Raw genomic sequence first — 20,876 nt, forward strand, 5'->3', positions numbered from 1 at the left:
CGCGGACGCAGGGGCCTAGGGTTACTCTGCCGGACCCTGGCTTCCTGCTTTCGCAGGAAAACAGGGAGCGGGTTCAATCAGTTTGCGCGGGTGCGGCGGATTTCGTCGCGGACGGAGTGGCCGAGCGCGTCGGCGACGAGCGCGCCCTGTTCGGCCTGGTGACGCTTCATCAGGCCGGTCGCGGGCGATGCCGAGGCGTTGCGCCCGGCGTAACGCGCGCGCTTCACCGGTGAGTCGACCGTTGCCAGCGCCTCCTCGATCAGCGGCTCGACGAAGAACCAGTAGCCGTTGTTCTTCGGCTCTTCCTGCGCCCAGACGATCTCTTCCAGGTTCGGCATCCGTGCGACGCGCTCGGCGATCGGGTTGCCGGGGAAGGGATAGAGCTGTTCGACGCGGACGATCTGCGTGTCGGTGTCGCCCGCCGCGTCGCGTGCCTCGATCAGGTCGTACGCGACCTTGCCGGTGCACAGGACCAGACGCTTCGTGTCGACGTCGGCGGCCGGATTGGTATCCGACAACAGACGGCGGAAGTGGCTGTCACCCTGGAAATCCTCCGCGTTCGACACCGCCAGCTTGTGCCGCAGCAACGACTTCGGCGTCATCACGATCAGCGGCTTGCGGAAGTTGCGATGCATCTGCCGGCGGAGCAGGTGGAAATAGTTCGCCGGGCTGGTGCAGTTCGCGACCTGGATATTGTCGTCCGCGCACGATTGCAGGAAGCGCTCGGGACGTGCCGAGCTGTGCTCCGGCCCCTGCCCCTCATAGCCGTGCGGGAGCAGCATCACGAGGCCGTTGGCGCGGAGCCACTTCGACTCGCCGGACGTGATGAACTGATCGATCATGATCTGCGCGCCGTTGACAAAATCGCCGAACTGCGCCTCCCAGAGGACCAAAGTCTTCGGGTCGGCGAGCGCATAGCCATATTCGAACCCGAGCACGCCGTATTCGGAAAGCGGGCTGTCGAGCACTTCGAAGCGACCGTGTTCGATCTCCTGCAACGGCACGTATTTGTGCTCGTCCGTCTGGTCGACCCAGACGGCGTGGCGCTGCGAGAAAGTGCCGCGGCCCGAATCCTGGCCGGACAGACGGACGCCGTAGCCTTCCGAGAGCAGGCCGCCGAACGCTAGCGCTTCGCCGGTCGCCCAGTCGAAGCCCTTGCCCGACTTGAACATCTCGCGCTTGGCATCGATCACGCGGTTGAGCGTCTTGTGGATCTTCACGCTGTCCGGGATCGTCGTCAGCGTGCGGCCAAGCGAATCGAACAGCTTCGTGCTGAGGCCGGTCTCGACGTTGCGGCGTGCCGACGCGCCATCGGTCGGCGCGCTGAGGCCGGTCCAGCGACCGCCGAACCAGTCGGCCTTGTTGGGCTTGTACGACGACCCGGCTTCGAACTCACCCTCGAGACGGAGCGTGAACTGCTTCACGTTCTCGTCGATCCAAGGCTGGTCGATCACGCCTTCCTTGATCAGGCGATCGCCGTACACCGAGCTGACGCCGGGGTGCTTGCGGATGATGTCGTACATCAGCGGCTGCGTGAAGGACGGCTCGTCGCCCTCGTTGTGGCCGAAGCGGCGATAGCACCACATGTCGATGACGATGTCGCGGTGGAACTTCTGGCGGAATTCCATCGCCATCTTGGTCGCGAAGGTGACCGCTTCGGGATCGTCGCCGTTGACGTGGAAGACCGGCGCCTGGACGCCCTTGGCGACGTCCGACGGGTAAGGCGACGAGCGCGCGAACTGCGGCGAGGTCGTGAAGCCGACCTGGTTGTTGATGATGAAGTGGACGCAGCCGCCGGTATTGTAGCCGCGGATGCCCGAGAAGCCGAGGCACTCCCAGACGATCCCCTGCCCTGCGAACGCCGCATCGCCGTGGATCAGCACGGGCAGGCTCGCCACATGATCCTTGAGATCGTTGTTGAGCGTCTGGATCGCGCGCGTCTTGCCGAGCACGACGGGGTCGGCGGCTTCGAGATGCGACGGGTTGGCGACCAGGCTCATGTGAACCTTGTGGCCGTCGAACTCGCGATCGGTGCTGGTACCGAGATGATACTTCACGTCGCCCGAGCCGCCGATGTCGTCGGGATTGGCCGAACCACCGGCGAATTCGTGGAAGATCACGCGCAACGGCTTGGCCATCACGTTCGCCAGCACGTTGAGGCGACCGCGATGCGCCATGCCGATGACGAGCTCGCGCACGCCCATCTGGCCGCCATACTTGATCACGCTCTCAAGCGCGGGAATCATCGATTCGCCGCCGTCGAGCCCGAAGCGCTTCGTGCCGACATACTTCTTGCCGAGGAATTTCTCCCACTGCTCGGCCTGGATCACCTTGGTAAGGATCGCCTTCTTGCCGTCGGTGGAGAATTCGATCGCCTTGTCCTGGCCCTCCATGCGCTCCTGGAGGAAGCGGCGCTCCTCGACGTCGGAGATGTGCATGTATTCGAGGCCGACATTGCCGCAATAGTTCTTGCGCAGCGTGTCAACGAGCTCGCGGATCGAGACCCATTCGAAGCCCATCGTGCCCCCGAGATAGACCTTCCGATCGATGTCGCCGTCCGAGAAGCCGTGATATTCGGTCTTCAGATCCTCGGGCATCTCGCGCTTCGAGAGGCCGAGCGGATCGAGGTTGGCGGCGAGGTGACCACGGACGCGATAGGTGCGGACGAGCAACTGCGCGCGGATCGCGTCGGCCGCGGCCTTGGCGATCTCTTCCTTAGAGACGGGCGCGGGTGCCGCTGCGGCGGGGGCTGGTTTCCCCTTTGCGGGCTTGGGCGCGGGCTCCATCTGGGTGGGATCGAGCGCTGCGGTCAGGTCGTCCGTGGTGGTGAGCGGCCAGCGGGCGCTCTCCCAGCTCGGGCCCTGCGCGGAGCCTTCGAGACCCTCGAAGAACGCGCGCCAACCGGATTCGACCGAGGCCGGGTCCGCGTTGAACTTGGCGTAGAGTGTCTCCACGAACGCCGGGCTGACGCCGGCTGCGATATCGCTGAAATCCTGGCCTTCGTAGCCCATCGTTCTCGTCCTCAGTGTCCCTCTCCCCGCGGGGGAGAGGGAGGGGCCCGCCCGCACTTGCGGGTGGGAGGGTGAGGGCACGGGCGGTCACGTGCCCTCACCCTTCCGCTGCCAAGTGGCAGCTCCTTCCCTCTCCCCGGGGGGAGAGGGGTAGTCAGCTCAACCCTTCAACACGCTCAGCAGCGTCTCGCCGAGCAGGCTGGGGCTTTCCGAGACCTTGATCCCGGCAGCTTCCATCGCCGCGATCTTGCTCTCCGCGTCGCCCTTGCCGCCCGACACGATCGCGCCGGCATGGCCCATGCGACGGCCCGGAGGCGCCGTACGACCGGCGATGAAGCCTGCCATCGGCTTCGACCGACCGCGCTTGGCTTCGTCGCGAAGGAACTGTGCCGCCTGCTCTTCTGCGTCGCCGCCGATTTCGCCGATCATGATGATCGACTGGGTCTCGTCGTCGGCGAGGAACAGCTCGAGCACGTCGATGAAGTTCGTGCCGTTGACGGGATCGCCACCGATGCCGACCGCTGTCGTCTGACCAAGGCCTGCGTTCGACGTCTGGAACACCGCCTCATAGGTGAGCGTGCCTGAACGGCTGACAACGCCGACCGAACCCTTCTTGAAGATCGAGCCCGGCATGATGCCGATCTTGCACTCGCCGGGGGTCAGCACGCCGGGGCAGTTCGGGCCGATCAGGCGCGACTTGGAGCCCGACAGCGCGCGCTTGACCTTGACCATGTCGAGCACGGGAATGCCCTCGGTGATCGCGACGATCAGCTCGATCTCGGCGTCGATCGCCTCGAGGATCGAATCGGCGGCGAAGGGGGGCGGCACGTAGATGACCGACGCGGTCGCGCCGGTCATCGCCTTGGCTTCAGCGACGGTGTTGTAGACCGGGAGGTCGAGGTGGGTCGTGCCGCCCTTGCCGGGCGTGACGCCGCCGACCATCTGCGTGCCGTACTCCAGCGCCATCTTGGTGTGGAAGCTGCCGGTTTCGCCGGTCATGCCCTGGGTGATGACCTTGGTGTTCTTGTCGACGAGGATGCTCATTCTATCTCCAGTCCGGTCCGCCCCGGCGAAGGCCGGGGTCCAGTTGGGAAGGCGGTCATGGTAACGCGATACGATCGTACAGGTCATCCCAAGCAGGATTGAACCCTTCGATCTCACGCACTTTCCAGGCCCGCTTCCACTCCTTCATTTGCAGCTCGCGCTGCCGTGCCGCTTCCCATTCACCGCAGGCCTCGTACCAGACGAGGATCTTGCAGCCGTAACGCTTGGTGAAACCGCCGAAACCGTTGCGGTGCTCCCACACACGCTTTGGCAGGTTTACGGTCGAACCGAGGTAGATCGCACCGTTGGGGAAGTTGGTCATGATGTAGACGAACGCTTGTTCTTCCATCATTTCGGCTTTCCCAACTGGACCCCGGCCTTCGCCGGGGTGGTGGTTACTCCTTTTGGTTCGTCACCTCACCTCAAATCAGTTCAGCGAACCATCGATACCCTTGCAGGCCACGATCAGCTCCTTGACCGCATCGACCGACACGGTGAGATTCTGCTTCGCTTCATCATCAAGCTTGATCTCGACGATCTTCTCGACGCCGCCAGCACCGATCACCACCGGCACGCCGACGTACAGATCGGTAAGGCCATACTCGCCCGAAACATACGCCGCGGCCGGAAGAACGCGCTTCTGGTCGTACAGATACGCCTCGGCCATCGCGATGCCGCTGGTCGCCGGCGCGTAGTATGCCGAGCCCGTCTTCAACAGTGCGACGATCTCGCCGCCGCCGCCGCGCGTGCGCTTGACGATCGCGTCGATCTTTTCCTGGCTCGACATGCCCATCGCGATGAGATCGGGGACCGGGATGCCCGACACGGTCGAGTAGCTGATGACCGGGACCATCGTGTCGCCGTGGCCGCCGAGCACGAAGCTGGTGACGTCCTTGACCGAGACCTTGAACTCGTCGGCGAGGAAGTGGCTGAAGCGTGCCGAGTCGAGCACGCCGGCCATGCCGACGACCATGTGGTGCGGCAGACCCGAGAACTCGCGGAGTGCCCACACCATCGCGTCGAGCGGGTTGGTGATGCAGATCACGAACGCGTTCGGGGCGTTGGCCTTGATGCCCTCGCCGACCGCCTTCATGACCTTCAGGTTGATGCCGAGCAGGTCGTCGCGGCTCATGCCGGGCTTGCGTGCGACACCGGCGGTGACGATGATGACGTCCGCGCCGGCGATGTCGGCATAGTCGTTCGAGCCGGTAATCTGCGAGTCGAAGCCTTCGACCGGGCCGCACTGCGACAGGTCGAGCGCCTTGCCCTGGGGGATGCCCTCGGCGACGTCGAACAGGACGATATCGCCAAGGCCCTTGAGTGCTGCGAGGTGCGCGAGCGTACCGCCGATGTTACCGGCGCCGATCAGCGCGATCTTCTTGCGAGCCATTCCAATCCGTCTCCGTCTGATGTGCGGGGTGATTGGTGACGCCGGTTACGCGCATTATCCCGCTACGGCAACCGCTAAAAGGACAAAAGGGGGTTGTTATTGCGAGTGGTTCGCATGTGCAATAAGCTTAGAGGTGGCCTTCGGCGAGATAGTCCTCGGAGCGCATCTCTTCGAGGCGGCTGATCGTGCGGTCGAACTCGAACCTGCCATCGCCGCTTTCGTAGAGGTCACCGGGTTGCGCATCGGCGGCGGCGAGCAGCTTGACCTTGTGCTCGTACAGCGCGTCGATCAGCGCCACGAAGCGCGCGGCCTCGTTGCGGTTCTCGGGGCCGAGCTTGGGGATGCCGACGAGGATGATGGTGTGGAATTTGCGCGCGATGGCGAGGTAGTCGGCCACGCCGCGGGCTTCTCCGCACAGCTTCTTGAAGCTGAACACCGCGACGCCCTTGAGCGACTTGGGCACTCGGAGCGTGCGGCCCTGCACCACGAGGTCTTCGGCGGGGACGTGCTCGCTGTCGTCGGTCGAGAAGTCGGTGAGGCGGAAGAATGCGGCGGAGAGTTGCGCGGTCGCCTCGGGGCCGTTGGGGACGAGCCATGTGTCCTGGCTGCCGAGCCGGTCGCGGCGATAATCGACCGGGCCGTTGAGCGGGAGCACGTCGAGGCGGTGCTCGATGGTCGCGATGAAGGGCAGGAAATGCTCGCGGTTGAGGCCGTTCTTGTAGAGATCGGCGGGCGGGCGGTTCGAGGTGGTCACGATCGTCACTCCGGAATCGAGCAGCGACGTCACCAGCCGCGACAGGATCATCGCGTCGGGACTGTTGGTGACCATCATCTCGTCGAACGCGAGCAGCCGCGTCTCGTCGGCGATCGCGGTGGCGACGGGGACGATCGGGTCGCCGACTTCCTTGCGCCGTTCGGCGGCGATGCGCGCGTGGACCTCGAGCATGAACTCGCCGAAATGCACGCGGCGCTTCTTCTCGACGGGGGCGTTGGCAAAGAACAGGTCCATCAGCATGGATTTGCCCCGGCCGACGCCGCCCCAGAGGTAGACGCCGCGGGGGGCGGCTTTCTTGGAGAAGCGGGCGAAGAAGCCGGTGGACTTGGGGGTGGCGAGTTCGGTCGCGAGGGTGTTGAGGCGCGCGGCGGCGGCGGCCTGTTCGGGGTCGGGTCGGAGTTCGCCGGATGCGACCAGCGCCTCATAGGCCTTGAGGACGGTCACGCCTCCGCCCTCACACCACCCCGGCGGAGGCCGGGGCCCAATTGGAAAGGTCGCCGTAATGGAGCGCTGCGCTTGATCAATGATCGTGTCCCAACTGGGCCCCGGCCTTCGCCGGGGTGGTGTTACGCGGCGGTGTCAGCCCTTGGAGGCTTGCCGGACGGCTTGCGGATCGTGGCCGAGAAGGCGGCGATCTTGGTTTCGTCGTCCCCTTGCACCACGAGGCCCCGGAGGAACAAGAGGCGGCCGGTTTCCTTGAGCACTTCGACCTGCGCCTCGATCGGCTCGCCGATGCGGCCGCCGCCGATGAATTGGGTGTTGAGATCGAGCGTGACTGCGGTGCCGGCGGTGATGAGGCCGAAGCCTCTTGCGGCTGCGAACAAGGCGACGTCGATGAACGCGAGGAGCGCGCCGCCGTGGACGTTGTTCTGGAGGTTCGAGTGGCGGTGCTCGGGGGTGATGCGGACGCGGACGGTGTGGCCGTCGACGCGGTAGAGCATGGGGCCGAGCAGGGTGTTGAAGCGGGTTGGGTCGGAGAGCGACCAACTCCGCCAGCCTGGGTTGGCGGGGTCTTCGGCTTCGACGAAATGGGGTTTGTCAGTCATATATTCCGTTCGTCCCCAGTAGGCATCGAGCTTGTTGAGATGGCGTATCGAAGGACATGTACCTCGATACGAGCTCTCGACTACGCTCGATCTCTACTCGGCACGAACGGGGTGGGGGGAAGGCAGGTCTTACCCCCACCCCAAAAAAAATCGGGGAAGATAGGCTCCTCCCGACCAACCGGATCAGACGATCCGTTCGGCTTCCATCTTCTTGATCTCGGCGATCGCCTTGGCGGGGTTGAGACCCTTGGGGCAGGCGTTCGCGCAGTTCATGATGGTGTGGCAGCGGTACAGGCGGAACGGATCTTCCAGCTCGTCGAGACGCTCGCCGGTCATCTCGTCGCGGCTGTCGGCGAGCCAGCGATAGGCCTGCAACAGGATCGCGGGGCCGAGGAACTTGTCGGCGTTCCACCAATAGCTCGGGCACGAGGTCGAGCAGCACGCGCACAGGATGCACTCGTACAGGCCGTCGAGCTTCGAGCGATCTTCCGGCGACTGGAGACGCTCCTTGCCCGAGGGCGGCGGGGTGACGGTCTGCAGCCACGGCTTGATCGACGAGTACTGCGCATAGAAATGCGTGAAGTCGGGGACCAGGTCCTTGATCACGTCCATGTGCGGCAGCGGGGTGATCTGGACCTCGCCCTTGCAATCCTCGATCGCGGTGGTGCAGGCAAGGCCGTTCTTGCCGTTGATGTTCATCGAGCACGAGCCGCAGATACCCTCGCGGCACGACCGGCGGAAGGTGAGCGAGGAATCCTGCTCGCTCTTCATCTTGATCAGCGCGTCGAGCACCATCGGGCCGGTATCGTCGAGATCGAGCGCGAACGTGTCGTAGCGCGGGTTCTCGCCGCTGTCCGGATCGTAGCGGTAGACCTTGAACGATTTCAGACGCTTGCTGTCCCCCGAACCCTGGCTGGTCGAGGCGTGCTTGACGCCCTTCTTGACGACGCTGTTTTTCGGGAGCGAGAATTCGGCCATTGCGAGCGGTCCGTCCGTGGTGTGATTATAGGTTGTCAGAGCCGATACATGACAGGGGCCCTCCCCGCAAATCCTTAGCTTCGCGGGTGCAACATGCGTCACACCCGCTGTCGCGTCGCCTGCTCGCGCCGGGTCAGATGATGTCGAGGACGAGCCCCAGGTCGCGGGCTTCCTCGGCTTCGATGTACCAGTTGGAGGGGGCCTTCTTCTTCAACTCCTCGAGCGATACCTTCGAGCCTTCGACGATCGCGCGGAAGCCTTCCTCCTGGATGTTGATCGAGTCCTCGATCTCGTGGAGCTTCGCCTTGAGCGTGTAGGACAGCGTGTTGAGCGGGCCGTTGAGTTCGATCGTGCTCTGCATCTGGCGCTCGTGGATCATGATGCGGCTGTTGCGGGTGAGGAAACGGCTGTCGACCGGGAAGGCGGACATGAACGTCGCGCCGGCGGAATAGACCGCGACCTTGCCGAGGAAGAGCGTCTCGCGGCCGGTGTATTCGCGGAGCAGGCGGATGTTGTCGCCCATCGCGCGGGCGACTTCGGGGTCGCCACCGAGCGTGGTGATCGAGACGACCAGCGGGCCCTCGGTGGGGGCGGCGACGAGTTGCGACTTGAAATTGTCGTACATCGCATCGTCGACGGGTCCGTGGAGGTGGATGTGGGGGGCGGCCAGCAGAGGATAGTTGCGGGCGTTCGAAGCGGGGGATGTGTCGGTCATGCCGCGGCAAACTTTTACGGGGGCGGCGGGTTCCGGATGGGTTGCCGCATATCAGCACGGTGATTTGGTAAGACCTGTTCGACGTGCTATGAAGCGGTCATGATCGAGACCATCCATGCCGGCGCGACGGTGAGCATCAGCGACCTGAAGAAGAACCCGTCTGGAGTGATCGAGGCTGCGGGTGGATTTCCAGTCGCCGTGCTCAATCGGAATACGCCAGCTGCGTATCTGGTGCCGGCTGCGGCTTGGGAAGAGTTGATGGATCGGCTGGAAGACGTCGAACTGGCGGAACTGGTGCGCGCACGTGCCGACGAGGTGCCGGTCGCGGTGTCGCTTGGCGACCTATAGTCTAGCGTTCCTGCCGAGTGCGCTGCGGGAATGGGAGAAGCTTGGCGCCAATGTTCGCGAGCAGTTCAAGGCGAAGCTGACCGAGCGGTTGGGCGAGCCGCATATTGCGAGTGCGCGGCTGAGCGGGATGACCGGGTGCTACAAGATCAAGCTTCGGGCTGCGGGGTATCGGCTTGTGTACCGGGTCGATGACGGCTTGGTGACGGTGATCGTCGTGGCAGTCGGGCGGCGGGATCGTAATCTGGTGTACAAGATCGCGGCGGGGCGGCTCGATTAGTCGTCGGCGTCACGCCTGAAGCTTGTTTCCCCGCGAAGGCGGGGATCCAGACTGGGCTCCCGCCTTCGCGGGAGAACAAGGAAGAGGGTCAGGCCTTTCCGGCCGCGCGCTTGTACTGGAGGATCCAGCCTACGAGGCCACCGGGGACGCCGCCTACTAGCGAGAAGAGTGCGTAGAAGGTGATCGCTATCTTTTGGGGTTCTTCGCCGAGACCGCGGGGTTCGATGGCGAAGACGTAGATCGCGGTCAGTAGCGCGACGACCACCGGCCATAGGAAGCCCGCGATCATCGGTTGGAAGCGCGTGAGGAGCCCCACCGCGACGGGCACGAGGAACCCGATCGCGATGATGGCCCAGGTCATTAGTATACCCGCTTCTTGGGCTTGATGTAGTCGATGTCGTCGGTGAGCGTGTAGTCGTGGACCGGGCGGAAATCGATCTTGGTCTCGCCGCCCTTGCCGCCCCAGCCATTGAAGGTGGTGATGGTGTGCTTCATCCAGTTCGCGTCGTCGCGCTCGGGGAAATCCTCGTGCATGTGCGCGCCGCGCGACTCGGTGCGGTTGGCCGCCGAATTCATCGTCACGACCGCCTGGCCGACCAGATTGTCGAGCTCCATCGTCTCAACCAGATCGGTGTTCCAGATCATGCTGCGATCCTTCACCGCGACGTCGGTCATCCGGCTGTAGATCCCGGCCATCTTCTCGACGCCCTGGTTCAGCAGTTCGGTGTCGCGGAACACGGCGCAATGCTTCTGCATGGTCTGCTGCATGTCGAGACGGATCTGCGCGGTCGGCGAGCCGCCGCTTGCATTGCGGAAATGGTCGAGACGCGTCAGCGCGAGGTCTTCCGACCCCTTGGGCAACGGCGCGTGCGCCGTACCGGGCTTCAGCGTGTCCTTGATCCGCAGGCCGGTCGCGCGGCCGAACACCACGAGATCGATCAGGCTGTTCGAACCGAGACGGTTGGCGCCGTGGACCGAGACGCACGCGGCCTCCCCAACCGCGAACAGGCCGGGGACAACCGCGTCGGGGTTGCCGTCGACGAGGTTGACGACCTCGCCGTGGAAGTTGGTCGGGATGCCGCCCATGTTGTAGTGCACGGTCGGCGTGACGGGCAGCGGCTGGCGCGTGAGGTCGACGCCGGCGAAGACCTTGCCGGTCTCGGTGATGCCCGGCAGGCGCTCGGCGAGCACCTTGGGATCGATATGATCGAGATGCAGGAAGATGTGGTCGCCGTTCTTGCCGACGCCGCGCCCTTCGCGCATTTCGAGCGCCATCGAGCGGCTGACGACGTCGCGCGAGGCGAGGTCCTTCGCCGACGGGGCGTAGCGCTCCATGAAGCGCTCGCCCTCGGAGTTGGTCAGGTAACCGCCCTCACCGCGTGCGCCCTCGGTGATGAGCACGCCCGCGCCGTAGATGCCGGTCGGGTGGAACTGGACGAACTCCATGTCCTGCAGCGGCAGGCCGGCGCGGAGCACCATCGCGTTGCCGTCGCCGGTGCAGGTATGCGCCGAGGTCGCCGAGAAATAGACGCGGCCGTAACCGCCGGTGGCGAGCACGGTCTGGTGGCTGCGGAAGCGGTGGATCGAGCCGTCTTCCATGCACAGCGCGATGACGCCGCGGCAGACGCCGTTCTCCATGATCAGGTCGAGCGCGAAATACTCGACGAAGAAGTCCGTGTTGTACTTCAGGCTCTGCTGGTACAGCGCGTGGAGCATCGCGTGGCCGGTGCGATCGGCGGCGGCGGCGGTGCGCTGGACCGGAGGCCCCTCACCCATGTTCTGCATGTGGCCGCCGAACGGACGCTGATAGATCGTGCCGTTCTCGTTACGGCTGAACGGCATCCCGGCATGTTCCAGCTCGTAGACCGCCTGCGGGGCCTCGCGGCACAGATACTCGATCGCGTCCTGGTCGCCGAGCCAGTCGGAACCCTTGACGGTGTCGAACATGTGCCAGGTCCAGTGATCCGGCGAGTTGTTGCCAAGGCTGGCGGCGATGCCGCCTTGGGCTGCGACGGTATGCGAGCGGGTCGGGAAGACCTTGGTGATGCACGCAGTTTTCAGGCCGCTCTCGGCGATGCCCATCGTAGCACGCAGGCCGGACCCGCCGGCACCGACGACGACCGCATCATAGGTATGATCGATGATCTTGTAGGCTGCAGACATTACGCGGGGGCTCCGGAGAAGGCGACCTTCAGGATAGCGAACAGGGCGATGCCGCCCAGCGTGAAGGTGAACAGGTTGAGGAGGATCATCGTCACGACACGGCTCTCGCCATGTTGGTAATCCTCGATCACGACCTGAAGACCGAGACGGAAGTGATAGAAGACCGACAGGATCAACAGCGCCATCGGCACCGCGACCCAGGCCGATTGCAGCCACAGATGGACCGCGGCGTAATCATAGCCGGGCATCCGCGCGACCGAGATCATCAGCCACGCCATGAGGAACAGGTTCGAGCCCGCCGTCAGGCGCTGCTGCCACCAGTGATGCGCGCCATGCTTGGCGCTGCCCAGGCCGCGGACGCGACCGATTGCCGTACCCGAACCCATTACTTGATCCCCATGTAGAGCCAGAACACGATCGTCAGCGCTACGCTCGCGACCATCGTCGCGATCGCGCCCATCTTGTTGCGCTTCAGTTCGTAGCCGGCGCCGATATCGAGCACCATGTGGCGGATCCCGGTCATCATGTGCTGGAACAGCGAAAGCGTCAGCCCGACCGCGATGATATAGCCGAGGATGTTGAGCCGGCCGGTGTCGGTGGTGAACACGTCGACAAAGGTCGCATAGGCTTGATCGCCCGACGCGATCGCGGCGAGCCACCAAACGAGCAGAATGCTGCCGACGGTCGCCATCCCGCTGCCGGTCACGCGGTGCAGGATCGAGACCAGCATGTGCGGGCCCCATTTATAGACCTGCAGATGGGGAGAAAGCGGGCGTGCCGGGTTGCGCGATGCCAAGGGCGGAGTCCTCGAACCAGAAGATGACGAACCAAGAACAGCTTGGTCCAGAATATATAGATTGGGCGACCTATTAGCCACCGCGTGCTGCGATGCAACCCATTGGGGCCGGTCCGATAACCCATGACACCGCGCGCGTGATGCCGTGCGGGACACGATGGCCATGCACGTGACGTGACGTCGATCCCTAACCAGCCCTTAAGACATGGCGTGTAGCGATGGCGTCGTACATTCGATCCGGAGTTCACCGTCTTGACCACCAACGACCTGCCGGCCCCCGGCTCGATCGCGGCCTCCGTCAACCTGATGGCGCGGCTGCGGGTGTTCGATTTCGACGGATCGCTGACCGGCGCGAGCCGCGAAGTTTGGGCCGCGCTGGCGCCCGAGATCACGCATGTGTCCAGGGCGTTCTGGGAACAATGGCTGCAGTGTTTTTCCGACGAACGGATATGGGCGCCGCACGAAACCGACCAGATGATCGAGATCGGTTGCACGTTCCTCCGCAATCGCTTCCTGGACACGAGTGGACGCGCCTGGATCGAATCGATCGAGCGGTCGGTCGCAACGGCCTATGTCGCCGACGTATCGCCAATGGCGCTGCTGTCGATGATCAGCGCGAGCGATCGTGCCGCGCTCGACGTGTTGATGCGGCGGGTCGATCGGTCGGACCCGAAGCTGCCGGTGTTCATTGACACGCTGATGCGGCTGTCGGCGCTGGAGGGCGAGATCACCGTCGCGATCTATAACCGCTACCAGATGCATACCGCGCAGGTCGCGCGCGATACGCTGGCGGCGGAATTCCGCGACGGCATCGCGGCGATGGTCGAGACCGCGACCGACGAGGGGCATATGCTGCGCGAGCAGGCGTTGCGCAGCTCGGCGTCGACCCGTGCGGTGCTTGGCAAGGCGAGCGAAGTCGCCGCCGCGGCAGAGCAGTCCGCAGTGGCGATGCGCGAGGCGGCGCAGACCGCCGCCGGCCTGATCCGCGCGATCGAGGATGCGCGGACCGAGGTGGAGGCGGCCGCAGAGATCGCCAATCGGGCATCGGCGCAGGCTGGCCAGGCGGTCGGCATGTCGGAAACGCTGAGCGATCATGCGAAGTCGATCGAGTCGATCCTGGGGCTGATCCGCGACATTGCCGGGCAGACCAACCTGCTCGCGCTGAACGCGACGATCGAGGCGGCGCGCGCGGGCGATGCCGGGCGCGGCTTCGCCGTGGTGGCGCAGGAGGTGAAGAGCCTCGCAAACCAGACCGCGCGGGCAACCGACGACATCGCCGCGAAGATCGCCGCGATCCAGTCGGCGACGCGCTCGACCGTGGAGACGAATGCGTCGATCAAGTCGACGGTGGCCGAGGTGCAGGAAAGCGCCGACCGCATTCGTTACGCGATGGAGGCGCAGGCGCAGACGGTGACTGCGATCACCGCGGCAGTGGACGAGACCGCGCTGGCGGCGGATTCGATGTCCAACACGATCGCCGCGATCCGCGAGGATACCGAGACGGTCGCCACCGAGATCGACGGGGTGGGTCGCGGGTTCGACGTGCTCGACGGGCGGCTCAGCAACCTGAAGAACAGCGCGGGCGATTTCGTCGCGAAGGTTGCGGCCTAGCCGCGGGGTATCGTCCGTGGGTGCGGGATTGGCGTGACGGAGCGGCGTGGCGCGCGCTAGAGGTGCGGCATGACCATTCTCCTTACAGGCTCCAGCCGCGGTATCGGCGCGGCTATTCATGCGGCGCTGACCGAGGCCGGCGCGACCGTCATCGGGCATGGGACCGCTAGCGGTATCCCGGCCGACTTCAGCGATCCTGCGGGGCCGACTGCATTGTGGAACGCCGCGCTGGAGCAGGCGGGCGGCGCGATCGACGTATTGATCAACAATGCGGGGGTGTTCGAGGCGGCATCGCTCGCCGACGACGACTGGACCGCGCAGTGGGAGCGGACGATGCGGATCAACCTGACCGCGTCGGCCGAGCTTTGCCGGTTGGCTGTGCTGCATTGGCAGGCGCGCGGGTTCGGTGGGCGGATCGTCAATATAGCCAGCCGGGCGGCGTATCGCGGGGATTCGCCGGCGCACTGGCATTATGCCGCATCGAAGGCGGGGATGGTGGCGATGACCAAGACGATTGCTCGGGGCTATGCTCGGGAGGGCATTCTGGCGTTTGCGGTGTGCCCGGGGTTCACGATGACCGGGATGGCGGAGGACTATCTGTCGAGCCGTGGCGGCGATGCGTTGCTGGCGGACATCCCGCTCGGGCGGGTTGCGGCGCCTGACGAGATCGCGGCGGCGGCGAAGTTTTTGGCGTTGGAGGCGCCGGCTTCGATGACGGGGTCGGTGATCGACGTGAATGGGGCGAGCTATGTCCGATAGCTGGAAGCTCACCCTGCCCTGCACGCGGGCGGAGGCGGAGGCGATCGATGCGAGCGACGATCTGACGATCGACGGCGTGTTGATGACGACCGAGGAGATCGAGGACGACGTCGAGTCGTGGCGGCTCGATGCGTATTTCGAGCATGAGCCGGCGGCCGAAACCGTCGCGGCGGTGCGCGCGCTGGTGCCGAGTGCGGCGGGGGCCGCGATCGCAGTCGAGCGGTTGGGTGATGCGGACTGGGTGACGATGAGTCAGGCTGGGCTCGAGCCTTTGTCGGTCGGGCGGTTCTTCGTGCACACGGGTGCGCATGCGGGCGCGGTGCCGGCGGACAAGCGGGCGTTCCTGATCGAGGCTAGTCGGGCGTTCGGGACGGGGCATCATGAGACGACCAGCGGGTGTCTGGCGATGCTCGACGGGTTGGCGGATGCGAAGTTTGCGAACGTGATCGATATCGGGACGGGCACGGGGTTGCTGGCGTTCGCGGCGGCGCATCTTTGGCCTGAAGCCAGGGTGATGGGGACGGATATCGATCCGGTTTCGATCGATGTGACCGCTGAGAACGCGGCGCTCAACGGGGTCGAGGGGATCGATCTCGTTGTGGCGGATGGTACGCTGGACGATGCGATCGTGGCTCGCGCGCCGTATGATCTGGTGATCGCGAATATTCTGGCGGGGCCGCTGGTGTCGATGGCGCCGGAGATCGCTTCGATTTCGGATGTGGGGGCGACGATCGTGCTGGCCGGGTTGCTGGAGACGCAGCGGGCCGGGGTCGTGGCTGCGTATGAGGCTTGTGGGTGTTCGCTCGAGGCGGTCGACCGGCGGGGGGATTGGTCCGTGCTTCGGTTGCGCGCCGGGGCGGTTAGGTTCGTGGCGGAGGGGCCGTTCGATCCGAAGGGTCGTGATGGGTGGGCGTTGGATATCTGAGCCCGCGGTAGAAGGTTGTTCCCCTGCGAAGGCGGGGGTCCAGTCTGGGCCCCCGCCTTCGCGGGGGAACAACCTTTGGGGAGGGCGACCCTCACCTCACTTCCGGCACCACCCCGGCGGAGGCCGGGGCCCAGTTGGGTGAACCCTTGCGATAGAACCGCACCGCTATCCCAACTGGGCCCCGGCCTTCGCCGGGGTGGTGGCCTCCCCTGGGTGGTGGCCTTTGTGAGCGAAGCTTATGCGGTCTTGGTTGACGCCTTCGACGTCGCGTAATCCTGCGTGCCCTCGGTGATCACCACATCCCCCGGCTCGATCCGTGCCACCGGGATATCCGGGAGCGCCTTCAGCTCTTCGTACAGCGGCGCGAAATCCGTCTCTACCGTCAGCCGCAACAACTCCTCGAAGCTCGGAATGACGAAGTAGTTCTGTTGGAAATCGTCGATCCGGTATTCGGTGCGCATTACGCGGGCAAGATCGAGCGCGATGCGATTGGGGCTTGGGTCGTCCAAGGCAAACCGCGTTTCCGCGTAGCTGGAGACGATGCCGGAGCCGTAGATGCGCAGGCCTTCGGGTTCGGCGATCAGGCCGAACTCGACCGTGTACCAGTAAAGCCGGCCGAGATATTTCAGCGCGTCGAGGCCGAGCGCGCGCTGGCCGCCGCGGCCGTAGGCGGCGAGGTAGTCGGCGAAGACCGGGTCGGCGAGCATCGGGACGTGGCCGAACACGTCGTGGAAGACGTCGGGTTCCTGGAGATAGTCGAGTTGGTCGGGACGGCGGATGAAGTTGCCCGCGACGAACCGGCGGTTGGCCATGTGGTCGAAGAACACGTCGTCGGGAACGAGGCCGGGCACCGCGACCACCGACCAGCCGGTGAGCTTGGTCAGGCGCTCGGACAGCTCTTCGAAATCGGGGATGCCGGGCTTCGATAGCTTCAATACATCGAGTCCGCGCAGCCAGGCGTTCGAGGCGCGGCCAGGGAGCAGCTTCGACTGGCGCGCGAACAGCGTGTCCCAGGTCGCGTGATCCTCCGCGGTGTAATCCGCCCAGTTCTGCGGGATCGTCCAGTCGGGCGCGCCTTCGGGCGGGGTGCTCAGCACATGTGTGTCATTGGCCATGCGGCTGGTCTAGCATGACGGAATGAAGACGGAAACGCGTTGGGTTAAGTCGATTTTATGGGTGGTCGCGGCGGTGTTCGGGGTGGTCGCGAGCTATGCGGTGGCGGGGCTGGTCGGCGGGTCGATCCCCAGCAATCGCGACTGGCGGGCGCCGGCCGAGGGCGTGCATATCTTCGTCGAGAGCAACGGCGTGCATACCGGGATCATCGTGCCGAAGGTCGCGGCCGGGGTGGACTGGCGCGGGGTGGCTCGGGCGGAGGATCTGCGTGATCCGCGGTTTGGCGCATTCGATCATGTGTCGTTCGGGTGGGGGGAGAAGACGTTTTATCTGGAGACGCCGACCTGGGCTGACGTGAAGCTGCGAACCGTGGTTGCTTCGGCGGTCGGGAGTGATCGGACGTTGATGCATGTCGATCATCTGCCGAGGCCGCGTGCCGGGGATGGGCCTCGGGAGGTCGTGGTGACGCCGGCGCAGTATCGGCGGTTGGCGGCATATATCCGGGCGAGCTTTCGCGATGGGGGTGCGCGGTATCGGGGGTATGCCGGGTATGATGCGTTTTATGAGGCTAACGGGCGGTATAGCGCGGTGCGGACGTGTAATGCGTGGACGGGGGATGCGCTGCGGTTTGCGGGGGTTCGGGTTGGGTGGTGGACGCCGTTTCCGGTTACGGTGATGGGGTGGTTTTAGGGGCTGTCGCGAACCTGACAGCTTGTTCTCGCGCTTCCTTGTTCTCCCGCGAAGGCGGGAGTCCAGACTGGGCTCCCGCCTTCGCGGGAGAACAAGGGAGTCAGGGAACATTGGCGTGGGGCACCACCCCGGCGGAGGCCGGGGTCCAGTTGGGGGACGTTGATGACTGAGGACAGCGCGACGTTACTTCGGTTCGCCCAACTGGGCCCCGGCCTTCGCCGGGGTGGAAGTAGGTTGGTGGTATGGGGGAGCCGCTCAGTTCCCGGTGCGGTAGTCCTGGTACTGGCCGCATTCCGAGCGCTGCGGGTCGCGCTTGCAGCGCTTGGTGAGTTCCTTGCGCTGCTTGCCTTCTTCGGCCTCCTGCTTGCGCATCTTCTTGCCGTAGTTGCGGTCCGATTCTTCCTGGCTGGTGGTGGTCCAGTCGACCGCCTTGCCGGCGACCTGGAACGGCGCTTTCACGATCGAGGTTGCGGTGCTGATGCAGCCACTGACGAGGAACGGCAGCACCGCGAGTACGGGAAGAACCTTACGCATTTACTTTACTCCTGCACGCGCGGTTCCCTGGGCTCGGTCGCGCGCTTGGGCTCCGTATAGCGGAAAGTCGGTGAAGAAACCGTCGATACCTTGTGCAAGGCACGCGTCGATCTCCGCGGCGATGTCGCCATGGGCGGCGGGGTCGGTGCCGCGGCGGAAGCGGGTCGGTTCGAAATAGTTCTCCGCGCGGTAGGTCCAGGGGTGGACTCGCAGGCCAGCCGCGTGTGCGTCGGCGACCAGCGTGGTGGGTATAGCGTCGGTCCAGAGCATGCTCTTGTTCGGGCCGATGCCGTAGGCGTAGGTCGCGACGGCTTTCAGGCCTTCGGGCGTGATCATCGCCTTGTAGCTCGGCTGCGCGCCATCGGCGGGACCGCCCTCCCCGTCCATGAGCTGGATCAGGCGGACCTTGGTCATTGTGTGAAGGCGCTGAAGGTTGGCGACCTCGAAGGACTGGATGAAGACCGGCGCTCTGGCCGAATCCCAGCCGGCCTCGCGCAGTTCGGCGACCAGTTTCGCGTCGGTCGGATGGCCGATCTTCGCGAAATAGGTCGGATGCTTGGTCTCGGGATAGATGCCGATCGTCCGGCCCGTCTCGGTCGTGCGGCGTTTGGCGAGCGCGATGATCTCGGCGAGCGTCGGGATCTGGAACTGGCCGTCATAGGCGGTGTTCGCGGGGCGGAGCTTGGGCAGGCGCTCCTTCGCGCGCAGCGTCTTCAGTTCGGCGAGCGTGAAGTCCTCGACGAACCAGCCGGTCATCGCCTGGCCGTCGATCGTCTTGGTGGTTTTCCGGCTGGCGAACTCGGGATGGTCGGCGACGTTGGTCGTCTCGGCGATATTGTTCTCGTGGCGCGCGACGAGGACGTCGTCCTTGGTCGGCACCAGATCGGGCTCGATGAAGTCCGCGCCCTGGTCGATCGCGAGCGAATAGGCCGCTAGCGTATGCTCGGGCCGGAGCCCGCTCGCGCCACGGTGGGCGATCACGATAAGGGGCGATAATCGGGGAGAAGCTGGCGTCATCGCAGCAGCTTGCCCGCTCGCCGCGACGAGCGCCAGCGCACCGATGTGTGAGAGCTTGTCGCAATAGGAAACGATCGGTCGCATCGGCGTTGAGTCCTCGAAATCCGCACATTCCCGGCACATTCAACCAGGGGCATCCCCATGCATTTCACGATCAATGGTCAATCATATGACGCCGAGCCCGATATTCGCACGTCGGTGCTCGACTTGTGCCGCGAGCATCTCGGGCTGACTGGCTCGAAGAAGGGTTGCGATCATGGCCAGTGCGGCGCGTGCACGGTGCTGATCAACGGGCGTCGCGTCAATTCCTGCCTGACGCTCGCGGTGATGCACCAGGACGATGAGATCACGACGATCGAAGGTATCGGCCAGCCGGGCAATCTCCACGCGTTGCAGGACGCGTTCGTGCGGCATGACGGGTATCAGTGCGGCTATTGCACGCCGGGGCAGATCTGTTCGGCGGTCGGCATGCTCGACGAGGTCAAGAAGGGCTGGGCCAGCCATGCGTCCGGCGACCTGACCGATCCGAAGTTCGACGATGCCGAGATTTCCGAGCGGATGAGCGGCAATCTGTGCCGGTGCGCCGCGTATCCGAACATCGTCGATGCGATCCGCGAAGTCGGTGGTGCCGAGCCCGCAGGCCGGACCGCAGACGAGAAGGATGCCGCGATGGAAGCCAACGCGCGTGGGGAGCTGGTGGCATGAAGACCTTCACGTACGAGAAGCCCGCGACGCCCGAGGCTGCGGTCAAGGATATCGATACCGTTGGTGCGAAGTTCATCGCGGGCGGCACCAATCTGCTCGACCTGATGAAGTTGCAGGTCGAGACGCCGGACAAGCTGGTCGACATCTCGCGGCTCGATCTCGCGAAGATCGAGGAGCGTGAGGATGGCGGGCTCACGATCGGTGCGCTGGTGCCGAACAGCGATCTCGCCGCCGACCGCCGCGTCGTCGCCAAGTACGAGGTGCTGAGCCGCGCCTTACTCGCCGGTGCGTCGGGGCAGTTGCGCAACAAGGCGTCGACCGGGGGCAATCTGCTTCAGCGGACGCGGTGCTATTATTTCTATGACACGGCCGCGGCGTGCAACAAGCGTGAGCCGGGCAGCGGCTGTTCGGCGATCGGTGGCTTCAACCGCATCCTCGCCGTGCTGGGGACGAGCGAGCATTGCATCGCGACGCACCCGAGCGACATGGCGGTGGCGATGCGTGCGCTCGACGCGACGATCGTGACGCTGAAGGCGGACGGCGATCGTCGGCGGATCTCGATCCACGACTTCTACCGCCTGCCGGGTAATACGCCGCAGATCGAGAACGCACTCGAAGCGGGTGAACTGATCACGCACATCGAGCTGCCCGCACCGGTCAAGGGCAAGCAGGAATACCGCAAGGTGCGTGACCGTGCGTCGTACGCATTCGCACTCGTCTCAGTGGCGGCGATCGTCGATGTGCAGGACGGCGTGATCGCGTCGGCCTCGCTCGCGTTCGGCGGGCTTGGGCCGATGCCTTGGCGCAACCCCGCGGTCGAGGCGGCGCTGGTCGGCAAGGCGCCGTCCGATGCCGTGTTCGAGGCTGCGGCGACCGCGCTGCTGGCCGACGCCAAGGGCTATGGCTCGAACGACTTCAAGATCCCCCTCGCCCGTCGCACGCTGATCGCGACGCTGCGCAACGTCACGGGAGCATAAGC

General features: G+C 65.0%; 23 protein-coding genes. 8 read left to right on the forward strand and 15 right to left on the reverse strand.

Going from position 1 to position 20,876, the window contains the following annotated elements; all coding sequences use genetic code 11:
- Positions 1 to 77 precede the first annotated feature (77 nt).
- From ASE69_RS06490 to ASE69_RS06525, 8 genes are all read right to left on the reverse strand, one after another.
- Complete coding sequence (locus ASE69_RS06490; protein ID WP_056484555.1) at positions 78 to 3,011, reverse strand: 2-oxoglutarate dehydrogenase E1 component; 2,934 nt, start codon at positions 3,009 to 3,011, stop codon at positions 78 to 80.
- A 159-nt stretch (positions 3,012 to 3,170) separates the two neighbouring features.
- Complete coding sequence (gene sucD, locus ASE69_RS06495) at positions 3,171 to 4,055, reverse strand: succinate--CoA ligase subunit alpha (RefSeq protein WP_056047458.1); 885 nt, start codon at positions 4,053 to 4,055, stop codon at positions 3,171 to 3,173.
- A 55-nt stretch (positions 4,056 to 4,110) separates the two neighbouring features.
- On the reverse strand, positions 4,111 to 4,407 hold the full coding sequence (locus tag ASE69_RS06500) for a GIY-YIG nuclease family protein (protein ID WP_321163568.1): 297 nt from the start codon (positions 4,405 to 4,407) through the stop codon (positions 4,111 to 4,113).
- A 75-nt stretch (positions 4,408 to 4,482) separates the two neighbouring features.
- Positions 4,483 to 5,445: a malate dehydrogenase gene (mdh, locus tag ASE69_RS06505; RefSeq protein WP_056047455.1), complete on the reverse strand. Its 963-nt coding sequence runs from the start codon at positions 5,443 to 5,445 to the stop codon at positions 4,483 to 4,485.
- A 127-nt stretch (positions 5,446 to 5,572) separates the two neighbouring features.
- Positions 5,573 to 6,664, reverse strand: coding sequence for a cell division protein ZapE (zapE, locus tag ASE69_RS06510; protein ID WP_056484557.1), 1,092 nt, complete (start codon positions 6,662 to 6,664; stop codon positions 5,573 to 5,575).
- A 122-nt stretch (positions 6,665 to 6,786) separates the two neighbouring features.
- Positions 6,787 to 7,266, reverse strand: coding sequence for a PaaI family thioesterase (locus tag ASE69_RS06515; RefSeq protein WP_056484559.1), 480 nt, complete (start codon positions 7,264 to 7,266; stop codon positions 6,787 to 6,789).
- 183 nt (positions 7,267 to 7,449) lie between these two features.
- Positions 7,450 to 8,244: a succinate dehydrogenase iron-sulfur subunit gene (locus ASE69_RS06520; RefSeq protein ID WP_056484561.1), complete on the reverse strand. Its 795-nt coding sequence runs from the start codon at positions 8,242 to 8,244 to the stop codon at positions 7,450 to 7,452.
- A 133-nt stretch (positions 8,245 to 8,377) separates the two neighbouring features.
- A complete protein-coding gene (locus ASE69_RS06525) occupies positions 8,378 to 8,959 on the reverse strand; it encodes a ClpP family protease (RefSeq protein ID WP_056484564.1) in 582 nt (193 codons plus the stop codon).
- A 99-nt stretch (positions 8,960 to 9,058) separates the two neighbouring features.
- On the opposite strand from ASE69_RS06525, the gene ASE69_RS06530 reads away from it, so the two are divergent.
- Complete coding sequence (locus ASE69_RS06530) at positions 9,059 to 9,307, forward strand: type II toxin-antitoxin system Phd/YefM family antitoxin (protein ID WP_128454289.1); 249 nt, start codon at positions 9,059 to 9,061, stop codon at positions 9,305 to 9,307.
- The gene (locus ASE69_RS06535) at positions 9,294 to 9,584 is read left to right on the forward strand and encodes a type II toxin-antitoxin system RelE family toxin (protein ID WP_056484566.1); all 291 of its coding nucleotides are present in this window, start codon (positions 9,294 to 9,296) and stop codon (positions 9,582 to 9,584) included. The genes ASE69_RS06530 and ASE69_RS06535 overlap by 14 nt, the downstream gene beginning before the upstream one ends.
- An 88-nt stretch (positions 9,585 to 9,672) precedes the next feature.
- On the opposite strand, the gene ASE69_RS06540 is transcribed toward ASE69_RS06535, so the two are convergent.
- Genes ASE69_RS06540 through sdhC form a run of 4 tightly spaced genes read right to left on the reverse strand, consistent with a single transcriptional unit; the run spans position 9,673 to position 12,543 of the window.
- Positions 9,673 to 9,945: a hypothetical protein gene (locus tag ASE69_RS06540; RefSeq protein WP_056484567.1), complete on the reverse strand. Its 273-nt coding sequence runs from the start codon at positions 9,943 to 9,945 to the stop codon at positions 9,673 to 9,675.
- Complete coding sequence (sdhA, locus tag ASE69_RS06545) at positions 9,945 to 11,747, reverse strand: succinate dehydrogenase flavoprotein subunit (protein WP_056484569.1); 1,803 nt, start codon at positions 11,745 to 11,747, stop codon at positions 9,945 to 9,947. The genes ASE69_RS06540 and sdhA overlap by 1 nt, the downstream gene beginning before the upstream one ends.
- Positions 11,747 to 12,133 carry a succinate dehydrogenase, hydrophobic membrane anchor protein gene (sdhD, locus tag ASE69_RS06550; RefSeq protein WP_056484571.1) on the reverse strand — a complete coding sequence of 129 codons (387 nt, stop codon included), beginning with the start codon at positions 12,131 to 12,133 and terminating at the stop codon, positions 11,747 to 11,749. The genes sdhA and sdhD overlap by 1 nt, the downstream gene beginning before the upstream one ends.
- Positions 12,133 to 12,543 carry a succinate dehydrogenase, cytochrome b556 subunit gene (sdhC, locus tag ASE69_RS22870; RefSeq protein ID WP_056484573.1) on the reverse strand — a complete coding sequence of 137 codons (411 nt, stop codon included), beginning with the start codon at positions 12,541 to 12,543 and terminating at the stop codon, positions 12,133 to 12,135. Before sdhC ends, sdhD begins: the two co-directional genes overlap by 1 nt.
- Positions 12,544 to 12,810: 267 nt before the next feature.
- On the opposite strand from sdhC, the gene ASE69_RS06560 reads away from it, so the two are divergent.
- From ASE69_RS06560 to ASE69_RS06570, 3 genes are all read left to right on the forward strand, one after another.
- Complete coding sequence (locus ASE69_RS06560) at positions 12,811 to 14,154, forward strand: methyl-accepting chemotaxis protein (RefSeq protein WP_056485224.1); 1,344 nt, start codon at positions 12,811 to 12,813, stop codon at positions 14,152 to 14,154.
- 69 nt (positions 14,155 to 14,223) lie between these two features.
- Positions 14,224 to 14,913: an SDR family NAD(P)-dependent oxidoreductase gene (locus tag ASE69_RS06565; RefSeq protein ID WP_056484575.1), complete on the forward strand. Its 690-nt coding sequence runs from the start codon at positions 14,224 to 14,226 to the stop codon at positions 14,911 to 14,913.
- Complete coding sequence (locus tag ASE69_RS06570; RefSeq protein WP_056484577.1) at positions 14,903 to 15,838, forward strand: 50S ribosomal protein L11 methyltransferase; 936 nt, start codon at positions 14,903 to 14,905, stop codon at positions 15,836 to 15,838. Before ASE69_RS06565 ends, ASE69_RS06570 begins: the two co-directional genes overlap by 11 nt.
- A gap of 236 nt (positions 15,839 to 16,074) precedes the next feature.
- Here the strand turns inward: ASE69_RS06570 and phhA are convergent, their stop codons facing one another.
- Positions 16,075 to 16,953 (reverse strand): phenylalanine 4-monooxygenase, encoded by an 879-nt coding sequence (phhA, locus tag ASE69_RS06575; RefSeq protein ID WP_056484579.1) that lies wholly within the window; start codon positions 16,951 to 16,953, stop codon positions 16,075 to 16,077.
- A 22-nt stretch (positions 16,954 to 16,975) separates the two neighbouring features.
- Between phhA and ASE69_RS06580 the strand changes: the two genes are divergently transcribed.
- On the forward strand, positions 16,976 to 17,641 hold the full coding sequence (locus ASE69_RS06580; RefSeq protein ID WP_056484581.1) for a TIGR02117 family protein: 666 nt from the start codon (positions 16,976 to 16,978) through the stop codon (positions 17,639 to 17,641).
- 255 nt (positions 17,642 to 17,896) lie between these two features.
- Here the strand turns inward: ASE69_RS06580 and ASE69_RS06585 are convergent, their stop codons facing one another.
- Positions 17,897 to 18,175 (reverse strand): hypothetical protein, encoded by a 279-nt coding sequence (locus ASE69_RS06585; protein WP_056484582.1) that lies wholly within the window; start codon positions 18,173 to 18,175, stop codon positions 17,897 to 17,899.
- Positions 18,176 to 19,192: a glycerophosphodiester phosphodiesterase gene (locus tag ASE69_RS06590; protein ID WP_056485226.1), complete on the reverse strand. Its 1,017-nt coding sequence runs from the start codon at positions 19,190 to 19,192 to the stop codon at positions 18,176 to 18,178. It abuts the gene before it with no gap.
- Positions 19,193 to 19,333: 141 nt separating this feature from the next.
- On the opposite strand from ASE69_RS06590, the gene ASE69_RS06595 reads away from it, so the two are divergent.
- Positions 19,334 to 19,897 (forward strand): 2Fe-2S iron-sulfur cluster-binding protein, encoded by a 564-nt coding sequence (locus ASE69_RS06595; RefSeq protein WP_082441359.1) that lies wholly within the window; start codon positions 19,334 to 19,336, stop codon positions 19,895 to 19,897.
- Complete coding sequence (locus ASE69_RS06600) at positions 19,894 to 20,874, forward strand: FAD binding domain-containing protein (RefSeq protein WP_056484584.1); 981 nt, start codon at positions 19,894 to 19,896, stop codon at positions 20,872 to 20,874. The genes ASE69_RS06595 and ASE69_RS06600 overlap by 4 nt, the downstream gene beginning before the upstream one ends.
- The last annotated feature ends 2 nt before the right edge of the window (positions 20,875 to 20,876 follow it).

Source organism: Sphingomonas sp. Leaf208 (assembly GCF_001421415.1).
In the GTDB taxonomy this organism is placed as follows: Bacteria; Pseudomonadota; Alphaproteobacteria; order Sphingomonadales; family Sphingomonadaceae; genus Sphingomonas.

Coding starts and splice junctions, on each gene's coding strand:
- ASE69_RS06490 (WP_056484555.1), bottom strand. CDS start 3,011: ATGGGCTACGAAGGCCAGGATTTCAGCGATATCGCAGCCGGCGTCAGC.
- sucD (WP_056047458.1), bottom strand. CDS start 4,055: ATGAGCATCCTCGTCGACAAGAACACCAAGGTCATCACCCAGGGCATG.
- ASE69_RS06500 (WP_321163568.1), bottom strand. CDS start 4,407: ATGATGGAAGAACAAGCGTTCGTCTACATCATGACCAACTTCCCCAAC.
- mdh (WP_056047455.1), bottom strand. CDS start 5,445: ATGGCTCGCAAGAAGATCGCGCTGATCGGCGCCGGTAACATCGGCGGT.
- ASE69_RS06515 (WP_056484559.1), bottom strand. CDS start 7,266: ATGACTGACAAACCCCATTTCGTCGAAGCCGAAGACCCCGCCAACCCA.
- ASE69_RS06520 (WP_056484561.1), bottom strand. CDS start 8,244: ATGGCCGAATTCTCGCTCCCGAAAAACAGCGTCGTCAAGAAGGGCGTC.
- ASE69_RS06525 (WP_056484564.1), bottom strand. CDS start 8,959: ATGACCGACACATCCCCCGCTTCGAACGCCCGCAACTATCCTCTGCTG.
- ASE69_RS06530 (WP_128454289.1), top strand. CDS start 9,059: ATGATCGAGACCATCCATGCCGGCGCGACGGTGAGCATCAGCGACCTG.
- ASE69_RS06540 (WP_056484567.1), bottom strand. CDS start 9,945: ATGACCTGGGCCATCATCGCGATCGGGTTCCTCGTGCCCGTCGCGGTG.
- sdhA (WP_056484569.1), bottom strand. CDS start 11,747: ATGTCTGCAGCCTACAAGATCATCGATCATACCTATGATGCGGTCGTC.
- sdhD (WP_056484571.1), bottom strand. CDS start 12,133: ATGGGTTCGGGTACGGCAATCGGTCGCGTCCGCGGCCTGGGCAGCGCC.
- ASE69_RS06565 (WP_056484575.1), top strand. CDS start 14,224: ATGACCATTCTCCTTACAGGCTCCAGCCGCGGTATCGGCGCGGCTATT.
- ASE69_RS06570 (WP_056484577.1), top strand. CDS start 14,903: ATGTCCGATAGCTGGAAGCTCACCCTGCCCTGCACGCGGGCGGAGGCG.
- phhA (WP_056484579.1), bottom strand. CDS start 16,953: ATGGCCAATGACACACATGTGCTGAGCACCCCGCCCGAAGGCGCGCCC.
- ASE69_RS06580 (WP_056484581.1), top strand. CDS start 16,976: ATGAAGACGGAAACGCGTTGGGTTAAGTCGATTTTATGGGTGGTCGCG.
- ASE69_RS06585 (WP_056484582.1), bottom strand. CDS start 18,175: ATGCGTAAGGTTCTTCCCGTACTCGCGGTGCTGCCGTTCCTCGTCAGT.
- ASE69_RS06590 (WP_056485226.1), bottom strand. CDS start 19,192: ATGACGCCAGCTTCTCCCCGATTATCGCCCCTTATCGTGATCGCCCAC.
- ASE69_RS06595 (WP_082441359.1), top strand. CDS start 19,334: ATGCATTTCACGATCAATGGTCAATCATATGACGCCGAGCCCGATATT.
- ASE69_RS06600 (WP_056484584.1), top strand. CDS start 19,894: ATGAAGACCTTCACGTACGAGAAGCCCGCGACGCCCGAGGCTGCGGTC.